This window comes from Blautia sp. OF03-15BH, assembly GCF_003463065.1.
GTDB lineage: Bacteria > Bacillota > Clostridia > Lachnospirales > Lachnospiraceae > Limivivens.
This window is the reverse complement of the sequence record NZ_QSCM01000002.1, coordinates 15,571-32,064: the sequence shown is the minus strand read 5'-3', so window position 1 is coordinate 32,064 and position 16,494 is coordinate 15,571. Positions and strand designations below refer to the sequence as shown.

Below are 16,494 nucleotides of genomic sequence, written 5' to 3'. Positions count from 1 at the left end.
GATTTACTGCGTAAATCGCCACTTTCTCATGTTTGGCGGGTCCCAAGTTCAAAAGCCTTATCATGCAGGCATGAACGGCTTTTTGACCTTTTGACTCTGGTATCCTCATATTAACACTGCCCATGAGCAAAGTCAAGGTTGTCTGCTGCTCCGTTTTCTGATAAAATAGGTAACAGTTCAGAACATCAGCGAAATGAAAAATCAGACTATGCAAACTTGTTTGCAATAGGATGGGTCTGTGGCCTGTTGTTTTGAACGTCCTGAACAGTTACTAAAATAGAATCATAAACCGTCCAATTGAGGAAAGGAGATTTTTCATGGAAAAAATCACAAGTTTCACCATAAACCATATCCTGCTCCAGCCCGGAGTCTACGTATCAAGAAAAGATCTGGCAGGAGAAACTCCCGTCACCACCTTTGACATCCGTATGACCAGCCCTAACGAAGAGCCCGTCATGAACACTGCGGAAGTACATACCATTGAGCATCTGGGCGCCACCTTCTTAAGAAACCATGAGACCTGGAAATCAAACGTCCTTTACTTCGGTCCCATGGGCTGCCGCACCGGTTTCTATCTTCTTCTCATCGGAGATCACTCTTCGGAAGAGATCCTTCCCCTGATGAAAGAAATGTTCGAATTTATCCGCGATTACCAGGGTGAGGTTCCAGGTGCCTCTGCCAAAGACTGCGGCAACTATCTGGATATGAACCTTGGCATGGCAAATTATCTTGCCAAACGCTTTTTGGATCAGGTCCTCTATCCGATCACCCCGGATCGTCTCGTTTATCCGGAATAAGCTATTTCCAGTGAAAAAACACCCCGGCTCCGTCTGTCACTTCCGGAACCGGGGTACTTTTATGCCTGTTTTCGTTTTTTCTTCGGAAGCGGCTTCCTGAAATCCCGATGGAGCGGGGCCAGATAAACATTCTTCACATAACCGTAAAGATATTCCTCTCCCCGCTGATCCAGCATTCTGAGAAGTCCTTCGATCTCCCGCTCCGTCTTCGGATGAAGCATGTAGTGAGCTTTCCCTTTCAGGAAATATTCCAGAGGATCATGATCCGTATAGTTTTCTCCGTTGTAAACCTTGGAGGCGGCGATCCGGTCCATCAGCATCTCAGCCACATAGCGCCGCGGCATCCGCATTCCTTCGATCGGATGCCCCGGTTTACGGATGCTGTAATCGGTCCAGTATTCAAAGTGATGCTTGTTCCTCCCCTTGTGATGAAGCCATGCAGAAGAATACCCTCTGTTCAGCCGTTCTGCATTGTTGGGGCTCTGAAACCCCTGATAATACTTACAGCCAACCAGGAATTCGGTCGGAGAATACTTACTCATATCATGGAGAAGCCCCTGACGGTACAGCCCCACCCGAAAGCAACCCTCCGCCACAAGGAGCTTATGATAAGTAATGGTTTTAAAATGTCTGATCGCATGAAATTCCATTTCTTTTTACTTCCTTCCTTCAAGAACCAGAATGCTTCTTGGCGGTACCTCAAAGGATTTCTGATCGATCCACCTGATCTCTTTTTCCGGTGATGGAATACCGTCTTCCGTGTCAAAAACAAGCTGCCAGGATAAACTATCCGGAAGCCTGGGCAGGGCAAAATCCTGCTCATTCCAATGAAGATTATACGCTACATAAAGATATTTTCCTTCTTTTGCTTCCTGTCCGCAGTACATCATTCCAAAATGACGGCTGGCAGCTTCAAAATTTTCGTACCAGGCCTGCCTGCCATGGCAGGAGACATCCGGATATCCGAGACTGGAACCGCTTGTTCCCTGAAGTTCTCTGGCCTGATGAAGGAGCGGATGTGATTTCCGAAAAGCAATGGCTGTTTTGACAAAAGCAAACAATTCTGCCTGTTTTTTCAGACCGTTCCATTCCAGCCAGGAGATCTCATTATCCTGACAGTAAGGATTGTTATTTCCCCTCTGGCTGTTACCGAACTCATCTCCCGCCAGGATCATGGGTGTTCCCTGTGAGAAAAGCAGGAGCAGAAATGCATTTTTCATCTGCTGAAGACGAAGCTCCTGAACCTTCTTCTTCCGGCTGGGTCCTTCTACGCCGCAGTTCCAGCTGAAATTATAGGCTGGTCCGTCCTGACCGCCTTCACCGTTTGCCTCATTATGACGCTCCTCGTAAGAAACCAGATCCATCAGCGTAAAACCGTCATGATGCGTGATATAGTTGATGACGGCACATCTGTCAGAATTTTTCCGTACTCTGCGGATAAAAGACGGAAGCTGATCCTCGTCACCCTTAAGGAAACGGCGGGCATTCACAAGAAAACCATCGTTATGCTCAGCCAGATTCCGGAAAGCAGGTGTTTTTTTTCTTCCGTAAATGTTCTCCGTATCAAACCAGGAAGAGAGAAGCTTGGTTCCGGCAAACATGGGATCTCTTGCAAGGAAGCGGTTCATGGAGGCATCCCCCATAAGATAGAAGCCATCCACATGGTACTCCCGCACCCAATGCTTGAGGCAGTCAAAGATCAGACGTTCCTGCGTTCCTTCCGGGAAATAAACCTCCATAAGCATTTCAATCCCTTCCGCATGAAGTGCTTTCACCAGATCCTTGCATTCCTTTACCGGGTCCTTTACCGCATACGTACTCTTCGGTGCAAAGTAACGGGACTTTCCATAGCCCCAGTAATTCCGCTTCGCTTCCTGTCCGTTCTTCTGATAGGGAAGATTTTTTTCTTTTTCCGGCAGGATCCGCTCATCAAAATCATAAATGGGCATCAGAAGAAGCTGATTGACCCCCAGCTCTTTCAGGTATGGGATCTTTTCTACCACTCCCATAAAGGTTCCCTTGTGGCGCACTTTGGAGTCCGGATTTTTTGTAAAACCGCGGACATGAAGATGATACAGGATTCCTTCCTCATAGGGCAGTCCGGGATTTCTGTCATTTCCCCAGTCATAACGATCAAAAGAAAAACCGCCGCGAAGCACAGGACTGCCGGTTTCCGGATCCCATTCTCCGAAATGCTTTCGCCCGAGAACCCTTTCTGCCCTTGGATCAACAAATACCTCCTCTTTTACCCGATAAGCATACTCGTAGCGTTCCGGATGGAAACCTTTCAGAAAGACAGAACAAAGATCTCCCATCACTTTTTCCCCCATTGGGATCACTGCCTCCGGTTCCGGAGCTCCTTTTCGGAAGAGAAGAAGCTCCGCCGTCTCTCCTTCCGGAAGTTCCAGAGTAAAATTGACGCCCTGGCCGTTTTTCGTCACTCCGGCTTTTGTCCAGTCGCCCGGTTCTGTTATCCATTGTTTTTCCATCGTCATTTCCCCCGTTCCTGTTCGATCCGTTCCGCAAGCTCGGTCAGATACTCCCAGCGTTCCATCTTCTCCATCAGTTTTTCTTCTGTCTCTTCCTTTTCTTTGGTAAGAGCGTTCAGTTTCGGATAATCTGTGGCATTCCGGACAATCTCCTGATCCAGCTCTTTGATCTTATTCTCCAGATTCTCGATCTCCTCGTCAATGACTGCATATTCCTTCTCTTCATTATAGGTGAATTTCAGTTTTCTGGTTCTTGGCTTTTCTGTCTTTTCTTTGAAGACCTCTGTTTCCTCTGCCTTCTGCTGACTTCCGCTTTCTTCCATTCTTGCTGCTGAAGCTGCCTGGTAATCAGAAAAACCACCCTCATACTGACGCACCTTTCCATTGTCTTCAAAAGCAAACATCCGCCGTACCACACGGTCCAGAAAATACCGGTCATGAGATACCGTGATCACGATCCCGTCAAAACCGTCAAGATAGTCCTCCAGGATCGTCAGCGTCCGGATATCCAGATCATTGGTGGGCTCATCCAGGATCAGTACATTGGGTGCTGTCATAAGGATACGAAGCAGGTACAGCCTCCGCTTTTCTCCGCCGGAAAGCTTTCCAATGAGACTCCACTGCATGGTTCCGTCAAAGAGAAAACGTTCCAGCATCTGAGCTGCTGTAATGGTTCCATCCGTAGTCTGAACATATTCTCCGGCTTCTTTGATATAATCAATGACACGCATGGAATCATCCAGAGATTCACTCTCCTGTGAAAAATAACCGATTTTTACGGTCTGACCGATCTCGATGCTTCCGGCATCCGGCTCCACCTCTCCCACGATCATTTTTAACAGCGTACTCTTCCCGCAGCCATTGCAGCCTGTGATCCCGACTCTGTCTCCTTTCAGAAAAATATAGGAGAAATCCCGGATCAGAAGATGGTCTCCATAGGCTTTTGAAAGTCCTTCGACCTCCACGGTCTTTCTGCCAAGCCGTGAGCTTAAAGAGCTCATCTGTACCTGACCTTCTTCCTGCGGCCCCTCCTTTTCCTGCATGGCTTCGATCCGCTGGATATGAGCTTTCTGCTTGGTAGAACGGGCTCTTGCCCCCCGCATCAGCCATTCCAGTTCTTTTCGAAGGATGCTCCGACGTTTCCGCTCCGTAGCGATCTCCATGTTCTGACGTTCTTCCTTCAAACGGACAAACTCCGAATAGCTGCCTGGATAACTGTAGATTTTTCCCTGATCCACTTCCACGATCCTGGTCGCTACACGGTCCAGAAAATAACGGTCATGCGTCACCATCACCAGAGCACCGCGGAAACGGATGAGAAAATCCTCCAGCCACTGAGCCATCTGACCATCCAGATGGTTGGTTGGCTCATCAAGGATCAGGATATCAGGCTCCTTTAAAAGAACATTGGCCAGTGCCACTCTCTTCTTCTGGCCTCCGGAAAGATGACACACCAGTTTTTCAAATTCATCAATGCCAAGAGACTGGAGCATCGTCTTCGCTTCACTTTCAATACTCCACTCGTTGATCTTATTTCTGTTTCCTGCCAAAGCTGCCTGAAGGACCGTCATACCTTCCTCAAACTCCGGTTTCTGCGGAAGATATCCAAGAACCAGGTTGTTTCCAAGCGTCACTTTTCCTTCATCCGGCTCCTCCAGACCTGCAATGATCTTAAGAAGGGTACTTTTCCCGGTTCCGTTGACACCGATGACACCAATCTTTTCTCCTTCGTTGACAGAAAAATCTGCATGATCAAAAATCTGTCTCTCGGTAAATACTTTGGAAAGATTTTCTATTGTAAGTAAATTCATTCTGTTTTGGCTCCTATCTGTCGTACAGACCTTTCCGGTCCGCTTTCACTGCTTACTCCTGAAACGCAGCTGCTCCGTGCTCTTCCCAATGAAAGCAGGGCAATGCTTTCTTTGCATTTAAAAAATCTCAAGTTCCACCGGGCAATGATCGGAACCAAAGATCTCCGTGTGGATTTTTGCGTCTTTCAACTCGGTTTTCAGTGCTTCAGACACGAGAAAATAGTCGATACGCCAGCCGGCGTTCTTCTCCCTGGCATGGAAACGATAGGACCACCAGGAATAAACACCCATTTCTTCCGGATAAAAGTACCGGAAAGTATCCACAAAGCCCTCTTTGAGAAGCTCAGAAAACCTGGCTCTCTCTTCATCTGTGAAGCCGGCATTTTTCCGGTTAGTCTTCGGGTTCTTCAGATCGATCTCCTGATGCGCCACATTCAGATCTCCGCAAAAGATCACCGGCTTTTTCTCCTCCAGTTTTTTAAGATAAGCCAGAAATGCTTTTTCCCATTCCATCCGGTAATCCAGACGCTTCAGCCCGTCCTGGGAATTGGGCGTATAAACTGTGACAAAATAAAACTTCTCATATTCCAGTGTGATGACACGGCCCTCATGATCGTGCTCCGGTATCCCGATCCCATAAGATACACAGACGGGCTCCTCTTTCGTAAAAACAGCAGTTCCGGAATATCCTTTTTTCTCCGCATAATTCCAGAACTGATAGTAGCCCGGCAGTTCAAGCTCCAGCTGTCCTTCGGAAAGCTTCGTCTCCTGCAGGCAGAAAATATCCGCATCCAGATGGTCAAACGCATCCATAAATCCTTTGGTCAGACAGGCACGCAGACCGTTTACATTCCAGGATATCAACTTCATTTATACAGACTCCTTTATCTTCTTTTCATTATCCTTCATTATAGCTGACCCGCTGACGTTTGTACAGTTTTTTATCTTCAGACCGGTTTTCCGAATAGTTGTATATTTATATAGAATAGGGCTTGCTTTTTTCATGGGCATCTGCTAAAGTGAATCTACACACAAACGTGAATCTAAAGAAAATGAGGTATCCAAATATGAGCGATTTTGAAAATAAGGATTTAACTGCCTGCACTGGCGAAGACTGCAGCGGCTGCGACGGCTGCGGAACTGACGGAGAAGCTACCGTTACCCTGACTCTGGACGATGGAACCGTTCAGGAGTGTGCTGTACTTACCATTTTCCCGGTTGATGACAAACAGTACATTGCTCTTCTTCCGCTTGATGAGAACGGCGAGAACGATGACGGAGAAGTTTATATCTACCGTTTCCAGGAGATCAACGGCGAGCCCAGTCTGGACAACATTATGGACGATGACGAGTACGAAAGAGTTGCAGATGCTTTCGATGAGCTTCTTGATGATTCTGAGTATGACGAGCTGGTTGACGCAGACGACGAAAACTAAATCACAAAGAAAAAACTGGCAGATGTGAGATTTCTTTCATCTGCCAGTTTTTTTACGTCTTGGAAAGGGAAAGCGGACATTCGCATCCGCTTCGCGACTGTCAGCAGGAACTTTTAACGGGCGGTTTTGCCCGCAGCTCATCCAAGAACCTGGAAATATCCTGTTTTTTCCCGTACCGTTCTTTGGCGTAATAGAGATGAAGCCGTTCCCTGGCACGGGTCATCCCCACATAGAACATCCGCCGTTCTTCCTCCAGGTCTGCTTCCAGAGTCGCTTTCCTGTGTGGAATGGTTCCTTCATTGATATCTACGATAAACACAACGGGAAATTCCAGTCCCTTCGAGCTGTGAAGTGTTGTCAGCGTCACTGCATCCTCTTCTCTGTTTTTCTCCCGGTTCTGAGCCTTCAGAGTTTCCTTGTACTCTTCCATATGATGAAACCAGTCTTCAAAAGAATCAAACCCCTTCGCCGCCTCCTGAAGCTCATTCAAAACCTCCAGAAGCTCATCCACCCGGATATGACGGTATTCTGCATATTCCGTAAGATATTCTTCATATCCTACGCCGTTTCGAATGTAGTTTACTGCTGCGTAAGGTTTCAACCGGCTGATCACGGTCAGATCACTTTCCAGTTTATCTAGACGGTCCAACATCCAGTCCTTATCCTCATAGGCCCTCCGAAGGGCAAGGAAAGAAATTTCACTGTCCTGTAGCACGTCCCGGCTCAGGTAACGTTTGGGTCTGTTGGCGATCTTCAGAAAATCCTGTCTTTTCCGGCTGCCCTGAGCCATATGGATATAAGTGATGATATCCTCCGCGATCCAATGTTCATAGATATTCGGCAGACTGTCACGCATCTGAAACGGAATATTGTATTCCATAAATTTTTCCACCAGAGGACGTGCCGCCGTATTGGTCCGGAAAAGAACAGCCATATCTTTGAATGACACACCTTTTTTCTGATATTCCCGCACCTTTTCCAGTACAAATGCATTCTCCTGCCCCTGGTTCACAAACCCGTGGAGCTCGATGGGTTCGCCCTTTTCCCGGACACCATGGATATCCTTTGGATAGCGGGCATGGTTATTCTGGATCACTTTCCCCGCTGCCCGTATGATATTTTCCACAGACCGGTAATTTTCCGACAAAAGTACCGTCTCCGCTTCCGGATAGTCCTTCTGAAAATTCAGCATGATCTCCGGCCGTGCTCCCCGAAACCGGTAAATGGACTGATCATCATCTCCGACAATAAAAAGATTGTTCTCCGGAGCTGCCAGCAGACGGATCGTATCGTACTGGATCTGATTGATATCCTGAAACTCATCGATAAGAATATAACGAAAACGTCTCTGCCAGCCGGCCAGGATATCCGGCCGCTGGGAAAGAAGCTCATAACACATCACCAGCATATCATCGAAATCCAGCAGGCGTTCATTCTGAAGTTTTTCCTGATATCCGTTAAAAAATTTACGGAACAGCTCCTCGGAACAATTCTTAGAGTAATAATTCTCCAGAGGGATCCGGTCATTTTTTACCAGACTGATCTCCCCGATGATGCCGGCGAGAAATTCATTTTCATCTTCGATCTCCAGGTGATGTTGGGAGAGAAGCTCCCGCAAGAACTGATATTTCTGCTCTTCCCGTATGATATTGGCTGCGCTGAGCCCGTATGCCTGACGGAGGATCCAGAAAAAAACAGAATGAAAAGTCCCGAAGGTCACCGGACAGGAATGTCCGCCCATCAGGACCTGAAACCGCTCTTTCATTTCCAGAGCGGCTGCTTTTGTAAAGGTAATGACAAGGATCGCCATTGGAGAAATCTTTTTCTCTTCGATAAGGAAGCGGGTCCGGGCGGTGATCACCGTTGTTTTTCCCGAACCCGGACCTGCCAGACACAGAAGCGGCCCTTTTACATGAGAGACAGCCCTCTTCTGGCTTTCACTTAATGCCATATTTATTTTCCACCAAGTTTCTCAATGGCTGCCTGTATCCTCTTAACGGATTCCTCTTTTCCAAGTACCTCGAGGATCTCTGTAGCTCCGGCCGGAGTCATCTGTTTACCGGAAAGAGCTGTACGGATCGGCCAGAGTACATAGCCATTCTTATATCCTTTTTCTTTTGCAAACGTTACGAGTGTCTCATAAAGAGCATCGTTGGTGTATTCGTCCTGTTTTTCCAGAACCGGCAGGATCTCCTGCAGAACGGTAAGAGAAGACTCTTCTGTAGTCTTCATTTTTTTATGTACATACATAGCGCTGTCATACTCCGGAACTTCCTGGAAGAAATCCACCAGATCTCTGATATCCGGGAATACTTCAATACGGGTCTTCACCATTTCAGCGATCTTCTTCAGATCCAGCTCACGGCTAATGACCTCTTTCAGATATGGAAGCGCTCTCTCATAAAATTTATCGAAATCCATGGCTTTGATATACTCACCATTCATCCATTTCAGTTTATTGATATCAAAAACTGCCGGAGATTTGCTCATATGATGATAATCAAACGCCTCTACCAGCTCCGGAAGAGAGAAGATCTCGCGGTTATCTGTGGGACACCAGCCAAGCAGAGCCACATAGTTTACTACAGCCTCTGTCAGAAAGCCCTGATCGATGAGGTCTTCATAAGAAGAATGACCGCTTCTCTTGGAAAGCTTCTTGTGCTCCTCGTTGGTGATCAGCGGACAATGTACGTATACCGGAATGTCCCAGCCGAAGGCCTCATAAAGAAGGTTATACTTCGGTGCGGAGGAAAGATACTCGTTTCCGCGTACTACATGAGTGATCCCCATGAGATGGTCATCCACAACATTTGCAAAGTTATAGGTGGGATAACCGTCCGATTTGATCAGGATCATATCATCCAGCTCAGCGTTCGGTACTTCAATAACACCATAGATCTCATCCTCAAAACGGGTGGTTCCCTCTGTCGGTGTATTCTGACGGATCACGAAGGGCTTTCCTGCTGCCAGATTTGCCTCTACCTCTTCTTTGGAAAGATGCAGACAGTGTTTATCGTAAACAATGATCTCTTTTCCGGCAACCTCCTGTTTTAAAGACTCCAGACGTTCCTTGTCACAAAAGCAGTAGTATGCCTTGCCTTTCTTTACCAGCTCTTTGGCATATTTCATATAAATGCCGGCTGCCTGGCGCTCGCTCTGTACATAGGGGCCACAGCCGCCATCTTTATCCGGTCCCTCGTCATGGATCAGCCCGGTCTCTGCAAGCGTATGGTAAATGATATCTACAGCACCTTCCACATAACGCTCCTGATCCGTATCCTCAATACGAAGAAGGAAATCGCCTCCTTCATGCTTTGCAATCAGATACGCATATAATGCGGTTCTTAAATTTCCCACATGCATTCTTCCTGTGGGGCTTGGTGCGAAACGTGTTCTGACTTTACTCATTTTTCAATCTCCTTTATCTTTTCTGAAAAAGCCTGTGAAGGCTTTGTTTTTAACTTACATAAAGTTATGTCATACTGACATCGTTTAATTATATAACGATTTTCCCGTTTTGTATAGAACCATTTTTTCAATGTCTGCACAGAAAAAGTCTGTGAAGGCTTTTTCCTCACAGACTTTTCTTTTATATGGTGATGTTGAGGTCAAAAGGTATTTTGACCCCAATGATACACAGATTGCTCCGCATTTCATGCTCTCGCAATCCTGAAACACCTCAAATCCGCTCATTTTTCTACGAAAAATGGCTACTTTTCGGTGTTTTGCGGGTCAAGAAGTCATGCTTTTTCATGCAAGCATGAAACGCATGACCTTTTGACCCTAGTATCATCATCATATGGTATATTCGTCTTTTAACCGTATCTTATCCGCCACACTCAAGGCAATCCCCATCTCCATCATCAGGAATACGATGGATGTTCCTCCATAACTGATAAACGGAAGCGTGATTCCCGTAGCCGGGATCACATTAAGCACAACGGCAATATTTAAGATCACCTGTAACGCAACCTGGGCAAAGATCCCTGTCACGATCAGTGAGCCTAACAGATCCGGTGCATTCTGGGCAATGAAAAACAAACGATAAAGCAAGAAGACAAAAAGCATCGTCAAAAGAGCGGCTCCAAAGACCCCCAGTTCTTCACAGACGATTGTAAAGATCATATCATTCTGAGCCTCTGGTACGGCTCCCAGCTTCTGGGCACTGTTTCCAAGTCCTTTTCCGAAGAGACCGCCGGAGCCCAGAGCATAGAGTCCCTGCATGATCTGATAACCCGTGCCCGAGCTCTCACTTTCCGGATTCAGCCAGGCTCGGATACGCTGCCACCGGAAGCTGTCACTGCTCTGAGCGATCTGAACTGCCACACTACGGATGATCAAAACAGCCGGCACTGCCGCGATACCGCCAAAAAGAGCAATTTTTGTCCCCCAGGGATGTGCGACAATGACCAGGACCAATGTCATTCCGGCAATGATCATGGCAGAACTCAGGTTATTGGTAAACTTCCATGTGAGCACGGATGTGATCGCCCCAAGGAAAACCAGCATTGCCGGTGCTTTCCAGCCCTTTATATTCCGTCCGAGCTTTACGATAACGGACGGAAGAAAAAGAATGATTGCCAGCTTGGCGATCTCTGCGGTCTGGAACTGAACCGGTCCGATCCGGATCCACCTGGTAGCACCTTTTACATTTCGCCCTACAAATCTCGTCAGGATCAGAAGAATATTAGAAATGAGATAAAGCCAGGCTCCCCAGTTAGCGATCCAATGATAATCCACTCTGGAAATGAACAGCATTCCCAGAATACAGGCTGCACTGAGCCCTGCCTGCTTTGCAAAGAACGTCATATCGGATCCATAGTTCACTTTCGCCGTATAGGCACTGGTACTGTACAGCATGACCAGACCAAAAGAAACCAGCAGGATCACACAGGCCAACAGATTATAATCATAATACGGTTCTCCACTCCAGCTTTTCCTGTCCGGAAAAATCCCACTGAAAAACCGTTGTAAAACATTTTGTTTCTTTTTCTTTCTTTTTGAAGCCATAAACTACCTCTTTTTTCACAACGGGAAACTCTCCCGTCTCGGAAATTGCCGTCCGGCGGAGCTTATCTCCGCATCATCCCGAGTATCATAGCACATTTCCCTGTAAAGGTCAAAGTCTGTTCATCTTTTTTTTGCACTCGGATAGATCCTTTCCATCCGTGCGTTACCAAAGTTTTCATCCATGACTTTTTCCCATTTATACTTTGCCTGCTTTCCATCCTCTCTGCTGTTATAACGGACCAGGGCCATAGCGGAAACCACCATATTGACTGCCATAAAGACCACCAGGATCCAGGTGAGGATCTTTCCGATCGTCGGCGGTATTTTTCCGATCACTGCGGAAATCTTCGGATAGAAAAACTTGATCCAGACCACAGCCGCGATCCCCCAGAAGAAGCAGAACAACAGATTGATCCTTCCTCCCAGGTTAAAAGGAAGCTTGCTGTAATCCCAGAATATTTTTCCGAAGACCAGCTGAGTGAAAACACTGCAGATATATTCGTACGCTCCGCCCAAAAAAGTGCCTGCCAAAAACAGATGACGGTCCGGTCTCTGCTGATCACGGTAAAGAAGTGCCGTTGCTCCCGCGATCGCAAGCCCCCACACAATACTGAAGGGTCCCCAGACCAGACTGCTTCGGCTCATCCAGCGTCCCATGGAATAACGGCAAAAGACCGTTTCCACCAGATCGCCCAGAAAGGCGCTTATGAAAAAGAGCCAGAAAAGTTTATAAAAACCACAGCCATCCGCAAAGCCCTCTTCCTCTTCTTCGCAGCTATTCTCCTGTCCCACTGCCGGATAAGCCTTCTCGATTCGGATCTCCATATGATCAAAGATCCACTCTCCCAGTCTTCTGGTCCAACGCCTCAGCTCCCGGTCAAAATCCTGTACCTTGTCTGGCATCTTTTTCTGATTATGAAAAAAAGCCGCATAAGAGACCACAGCGTCCAGGATTCCAATACCAAGAGCTGTCCATACCAGAATCCCGGCGATCAGCTTAGGCAGCAGTTTATAAAGGATTGTGAAAAACTCATTTCCATAATAAATACAGAACACTCCGAGTATTCCCCAGAGCAGGGAATATGGAAGACAGATGTAACCGTCAAAATTCCATCGTTTTCCGGAATAATCCCACCATTTCCGGTGATTCATCCGTTCCAGTGCTTTTCCCGTAAACCATTCCACAACTGTCGCCACGATCATACAGCCAAGGAACAGAAACAACGGATTGTCTTTCAGTTCCCAAAATGCCAGCGTCATAAATACGGCAGAAAATCCGTAGACAAAACAGACCGGTCCGGTAAAAACGCCGCGGTTGATAAACTTCCGGTGCTTTCCGGATGCCACTGCCGTTTCGATCAGCCACCCAAGAAAAGAATACACAAAAAACAGCCATAAAAGTTCATATCCTGAATAATTCATCTCGTTTTCTCCTTTGTTACTGGAAGCAAATGCAATTTTTATACTGGTAACCGTTCATTGATCAATCACATATGGTGAATCAGGAGGTGAAAGATTTGAAAAATCCCACGATCATAAGCAAGCTGAAAATCAATGGCAAATGGGTCTGTCAGGAAGAGGTTCCTCCGGAAGCAGTACGCAAGATTGATAGCTGAAAAAGAAGAATTTTATGCACAAAAAAATGGAGCATACGGGATTCGAACCCGTGACCTCCTGAATGCCATTCAGACGCGCTCCCAGCTGCGCTAATGCCCCTTACAAGTTTTGATTATATCTTATACATCTGCAAAATGCAAGTGATTTTTCACAGAATTTCCATGCATTCATATATTAAAAGTAAACCCGTTTTCGAAAGGAGTTTTTATGTCAGATCATATAGATTGCTGTCAGAAGTCCGATCATCCGGATCATTCCGGGGTTGATTCTCTTCCTCTTGCCATGGCTTATGTTCCATGGCAGACGTTCCACAAAGCTTATGACCCTGCCACTGCCCTCTCTCTTGGAACTGTATTCCCGGAGCTCTGCCTGCCATTCTGCGGAAAAGGAGGTGCCTGCCTGTGAACAGAACCAGCTGCAATGCTTACGGAAACAGAACGCAGACCTGCCCCGGCCGTCCAAATTATTGCACGCCTCCGCAAAACCGGCCAGTTCCGCCAAAATATTCTCTGGATCTCAGAAATATGAATCAGGAACAGCTTCTTGCTTATATCAATCAGGTCAGCTTTGTTGTCTCTGATATGCTCCTTTATCTGGACACTCACCCGACAGACAGAGAAGCGCTTGCTTATTGTGAAGACCATATTGCCATGAGAAATAAAGCCTTAAAAGAATATGCTGTTCTTTACGGACCTATTACCATCGACACCGCCGATGACGCATCCAGCGAATGCTGGGAATGGGTCAATACCCCCTGGCCCTGGGAAGGGAGGTTGAAATAATTTATGTGGAATTATGAAAAACGACTGCAGCATCCAGTCAACATCAAAGAGCCAAATGCCAAACTGGCTCAGATCATCATGAGTCAGTACGGGGGACCGGATAGCAGTAACCTATGGTACATAAAAATCCTGTTTTTCCTTATATTTTCGCCGTTTCTGGCATTTTTAAAATTTGGATTGTGGTAGCACCCCGGAGCTTTTCCGGGGTTTTTCTGGTTTAGATGTTTGTACAAAACTATCATTTTTTATACCTTTAAGACCCTGTTTCTACACTTGTACTGGGCCAGAATCCAGCCCCAATTGAGCTTCATATACACGCCCCGTCCGCTGATCTGCTTCTCTCCCTGGCACTTGTCCACGGTACCTTTCCGGATCAGTGCTTCGCCGGAGCCGCCGCACTTGAAGTACTTTCTCTTCGCCGCGGGGATGGTGTCGTACTGAACCAGCGGTGCAGATGCTTTCGGTTCCGTCCGCAGGGCAAGGTCTGTCTGCATGCGGTAGCGGATGCCTTTCTGGAAGACCGGTGCGCTGTAGATCAGCTTACCGTTGACGTCATAGACGTGGTAGCCGGCCCGGCAGGCTTTCTTTGCATTGTCGATGTATGTGTAGCTTCCAATCTGGGTGTCTGCTCTACCCCATGCCTTCCGGACGTAATACGGGCCGCCCTCGGAGTTCATCGCCGCTTTTACGGCTTTCCGGAAGCCGTCCATCGTCAAATTGAAGCGGCTCCAAACGTGATCAGGGTCAACGTGCGCGGAGGACAAGCCAGCCAGGCGTCCTTCGTTGTGAGAAGAGATCAGATGCATTCCGTTGCCGAGCTTCGCAAGCGGATCCCATCCGCGTTCCTTACAGATCTTCGCGCAGAGCAGGATTGCAGTGTTGTAGCCGCGCAGGATATCTGCTTTAAATTTTTCTTCATTATTGACGTCATAATTTGCTCCACTGGTGTAGGAAATATAATCTGACTCGCAAATCTCAATCGAAATCAGGTTATTGTTCCCCCAGCCGGCATCTGCCCAAGAACGCAGTTCTTCCGGGAGGAGCTGCAGCGCATTGCCGGAAACATCTGCATCACAGATGTAGTGTACACATGCCGCTACCTTTTCCTGATTCCAGTAATCTGCCACGCTCTGTGCAGTCCCCTGGCCCGTGCCAATTGTGTGAATCTGGATACCGACTTTCTCACAGATGGCCCCTGTCTGATAGCAACGATTGTTCGTGAGGTAATTCTGTTTGATGTGTAACTCGCTCATTTTTCGTCTCCTTCCTCCAGGCAGATTCCTTCCAGAGATGCCCGGATTTCCAGCAGGTACAGATACTGACTCATGATCGTTTCCTGTTTTTTCAGTAAATCTAGGGAACAGGTTGGCTCGAATTTGAGCGTGCCGGCCTCGTATTTCACGCACATCTCATGCAGTGCATCACGACGGATCTTCGTCTGCAGGTACTCTGCTTTCATGCGGTCCCGGTAATCCGGGCTGTTCATCAGATCTATTGTGTCAGATAATCTCATTTGTTTCTCCTTTCCGGCGGAATGGTTCCGTCAAAAAACAAAGAGGACGATCACTCGCCCCCTCATTTTTATGAATTGTTTTTATCGATAATCTGCTTGAACGCCTGGTGCAAACCGGTGCTTGCCAGTCCTGTGAACGCCCCGTAGACAATCGTTTCCAGCGTGATAGAATTTCCACCAGATGCGGTTGAAATGCACGCCAGAGCGGCTCCCAGAATCGCCAGAATGGCAGGAATGTATTCATTTGATACTTTTTCCAACCAGGTAATATGTTTGATGCAGTAGCCCACGATCAGGCAGGCCACCAGCACTACCGGAATGTAATAATCAGTCAAAAAACTCAGATCCATTTTTCTACCTCTCTTTCTGTCCTGGTGGAACAGCTATTGCTATATTCTATTCCACCAGATATGTATTGTTGTTTCAAAGCCCAACCTGTTTCAACATGAATCCCAGCACCGCTCCGACCAGTGCCGTGACTGCATAACCTACAGCCTTCCGCCACATCTCCCCATCACGGGATTCCAGTGCTTCCAGCCGTTTCCCCTGCTGTTCCTGCTCTTTCACCATGCTCTGCAGGCTCACAGCCATTTTTTCTACTGACATAGCGATGTCACCAATCTGATGAATGGATTTTTCCACCAGCTCAATCCGCCGGTTCTGACGTTTGTCCTCTTCTTCCATCCGGCGGCGGAACTCTTCATGTTCTTCTCTAGATATTCCTTCCACGTCGCTCTCCTTTCAGCATCACGCCTGCTTCTCTTTCTCTGCGATCATGGCATCCTGCACAGCATAGGCAGCATCCTCAAACGCAGCGGCATCTTTCCGGCACTGAACACGGTTTGCCTTGTACAGGGCCTTATCCGCCTGCCAGCTTGAAAGGTTCATGTCATCCGGGTTGTCGCTGTTGATAGTTGCCTGATAGTTTTCGACTTCCGCGCCGTCGATGGTGGAAGTTGCGGTAAGGGTTACGTTCTTTTTGATTTCACTTAACATAGTGTATTCTCCTTTTTTTGTATGTGGTCCCGGTATGTTCCGG

17 protein-coding genes, 1 tRNA gene and 1 pseudogene are annotated in these 16,494 nt (G+C 47.3%); 5 read left to right on the top strand and 14 right to left on the bottom strand.

The genetic code is table 11. From position 1 onward, the window contains the following. Window positions 1-317: 317 nt before the first annotated feature. Complete coding sequence (locus tag DXA57_RS02925; protein ID WP_117764457.1) at window positions 318-797, top strand: S-ribosylhomocysteine lyase; 480 nt, start codon at window positions 318-320, stop codon at window positions 795-797. Between the two features lie 59 nt (window positions 798-856). Here the strand turns inward: DXA57_RS02925 and DXA57_RS02920 are convergent, their stop codons facing one another. The 4 genes from DXA57_RS02920 to DXA57_RS02905 form a co-directional block, all read right to left on the bottom strand. After that, window positions 857-1,447 (bottom strand): DUF5662 family protein, encoded by a 591-nt coding sequence (locus DXA57_RS02920; RefSeq protein WP_117764455.1) that lies wholly within the window; start codon window positions 1,445-1,447, stop codon window positions 857-859. 6 nt (window positions 1,448-1,453) lie between these two features. Next, window positions 1,454-3,286, bottom strand: coding sequence for an alpha-amylase family glycosyl hydrolase (locus tag DXA57_RS02915; RefSeq protein WP_117764942.1), 1,833 nt, complete (start codon window positions 3,284-3,286; stop codon window positions 1,454-1,456). 2 nt (window positions 3,287-3,288) lie between these two features. Further along, the gene (locus DXA57_RS02910) at window positions 3,289-5,097 is read right to left on the bottom strand and encodes an ABC-F family ATP-binding cassette domain-containing protein (protein WP_117764453.1); all 1,809 of its coding nucleotides are present in this window, start codon (window positions 5,095-5,097) and stop codon (window positions 3,289-3,291) included. A gap of 117 nt (window positions 5,098-5,214) precedes the next feature. After that, the gene (locus DXA57_RS02905; protein WP_117764451.1) at window positions 5,215-5,967 is read right to left on the bottom strand and encodes an exodeoxyribonuclease III; all 753 of its coding nucleotides are present in this window, start codon (window positions 5,965-5,967) and stop codon (window positions 5,215-5,217) included. A gap of 197 nt (window positions 5,968-6,164) precedes the next feature. Between DXA57_RS02905 and DXA57_RS02900 the strand changes: the two genes are divergently transcribed. Beyond that, the gene (locus DXA57_RS02900; RefSeq protein WP_117764449.1) at window positions 6,165-6,533 is read left to right on the top strand and encodes a DUF1292 domain-containing protein; all 369 of its coding nucleotides are present in this window, start codon (window positions 6,165-6,167) and stop codon (window positions 6,531-6,533) included. Between the two features lie 100 nt (window positions 6,534-6,633). Here DXA57_RS02900 and DXA57_RS02895 read toward each other — a convergent pair whose 3' ends face one another. The 5 genes from DXA57_RS02895 to DXA57_RS02875 form a co-directional block, all read right to left on the bottom strand. Next, a complete protein-coding gene (locus DXA57_RS02895; RefSeq protein WP_117764447.1) occupies window positions 6,634-8,484 on the bottom strand; it encodes an ATP-dependent helicase in 1,851 nt (616 codons plus the stop codon). Between the two features lie 2 nt (window positions 8,485-8,486). Then, complete coding sequence (gene gltX / locus DXA57_RS02890) at window positions 8,487-9,941, bottom strand: glutamate--tRNA ligase (protein WP_117764445.1); 1,455 nt, start codon at window positions 9,939-9,941, stop codon at window positions 8,487-8,489. A gap of 387 nt (window positions 9,942-10,328) precedes the next feature. Beyond that, on the bottom strand, window positions 10,329-11,543 hold the full coding sequence (locus DXA57_RS02885; RefSeq protein WP_117764443.1) for an FtsW/RodA/SpoVE family cell cycle protein: 1,215 nt from the start codon (window positions 11,541-11,543) through the stop codon (window positions 10,329-10,331). Between the two features lie 120 nt (window positions 11,544-11,663). Next, a complete protein-coding gene (locus DXA57_RS02880; RefSeq protein WP_117764441.1) occupies window positions 11,664-12,965 on the bottom strand; it encodes a putative ABC transporter permease in 1,302 nt (433 codons plus the stop codon). Between the two features lie 221 nt (window positions 12,966-13,186). Then, window positions 13,187-13,259: transfer RNA gene (locus DXA57_RS02875), tRNA-Ala, on the bottom strand. Window positions 13,260-13,367: 108 nt separating this feature from the next. On the opposite strand from DXA57_RS02875, the gene DXA57_RS02870 reads away from it, so the two are divergent. The 3 genes and pseudogenes from DXA57_RS02870 to DXA57_RS17780 form a co-directional block, all read left to right on the top strand. After that, a complete protein-coding gene (locus tag DXA57_RS02870) occupies window positions 13,368-13,565 on the top strand; it encodes a spore coat associated protein CotJA (RefSeq protein ID WP_117764439.1) in 198 nt (65 codons plus the stop codon). Beyond that, window positions 13,562-13,942, top strand: coding sequence for a spore coat protein CotJB (locus DXA57_RS02865; RefSeq protein ID WP_330423180.1), 381 nt, complete (start codon window positions 13,562-13,564; stop codon window positions 13,940-13,942). Before DXA57_RS02870 ends, DXA57_RS02865 begins: the two co-directional genes overlap by 4 nt. 3 nt (window positions 13,943-13,945) lie before the next feature. Continuing rightward, window positions 13,946-14,044 (top strand): annotated as a pseudogene (locus tag DXA57_RS17780) (manganese catalase family protein); the annotation flags it as partial. A gap of 143 nt (window positions 14,045-14,187) precedes the next feature. Here the strand turns inward: DXA57_RS17780 and DXA57_RS02855 are convergent. From DXA57_RS02855 to DXA57_RS02835, 5 genes are all read right to left on the bottom strand, one after another. Further along, complete coding sequence (locus tag DXA57_RS02855) at window positions 14,188-15,195, bottom strand: N-acetylmuramoyl-L-alanine amidase (RefSeq protein ID WP_117764435.1); 1,008 nt, start codon at window positions 15,193-15,195, stop codon at window positions 14,188-14,190. Then, on the bottom strand, window positions 15,192-15,455 hold the full coding sequence (locus tag DXA57_RS02850; RefSeq protein WP_117764433.1) for a crAss001_48 related protein: 264 nt from the start codon (window positions 15,453-15,455) through the stop codon (window positions 15,192-15,194). Before DXA57_RS02850 ends, DXA57_RS02855 begins: the two co-directional genes overlap by 4 nt. A gap of 68 nt (window positions 15,456-15,523) precedes the next feature. Continuing rightward, a complete protein-coding gene (locus DXA57_RS02845) occupies window positions 15,524-15,805 on the bottom strand; it encodes a phage holin family protein (protein ID WP_117764432.1) in 282 nt (93 codons plus the stop codon). A 73-nt stretch (window positions 15,806-15,878) separates the two neighbouring features. After that, window positions 15,879-16,184, bottom strand: a complete 306-nt coding sequence (locus DXA57_RS02840) for a hypothetical protein (RefSeq protein WP_243005700.1) — start codon at window positions 16,182-16,184, stop codon at window positions 15,879-15,881. An 18-nt stretch (window positions 16,185-16,202) separates the two neighbouring features. Continuing rightward, window positions 16,203-16,451 (bottom strand): hypothetical protein, encoded by a 249-nt coding sequence (locus DXA57_RS02835; RefSeq protein WP_117764430.1) that lies wholly within the window; start codon window positions 16,449-16,451, stop codon window positions 16,203-16,205. Between the last annotated feature and the right edge of the window lie 43 nt (window positions 16,452-16,494).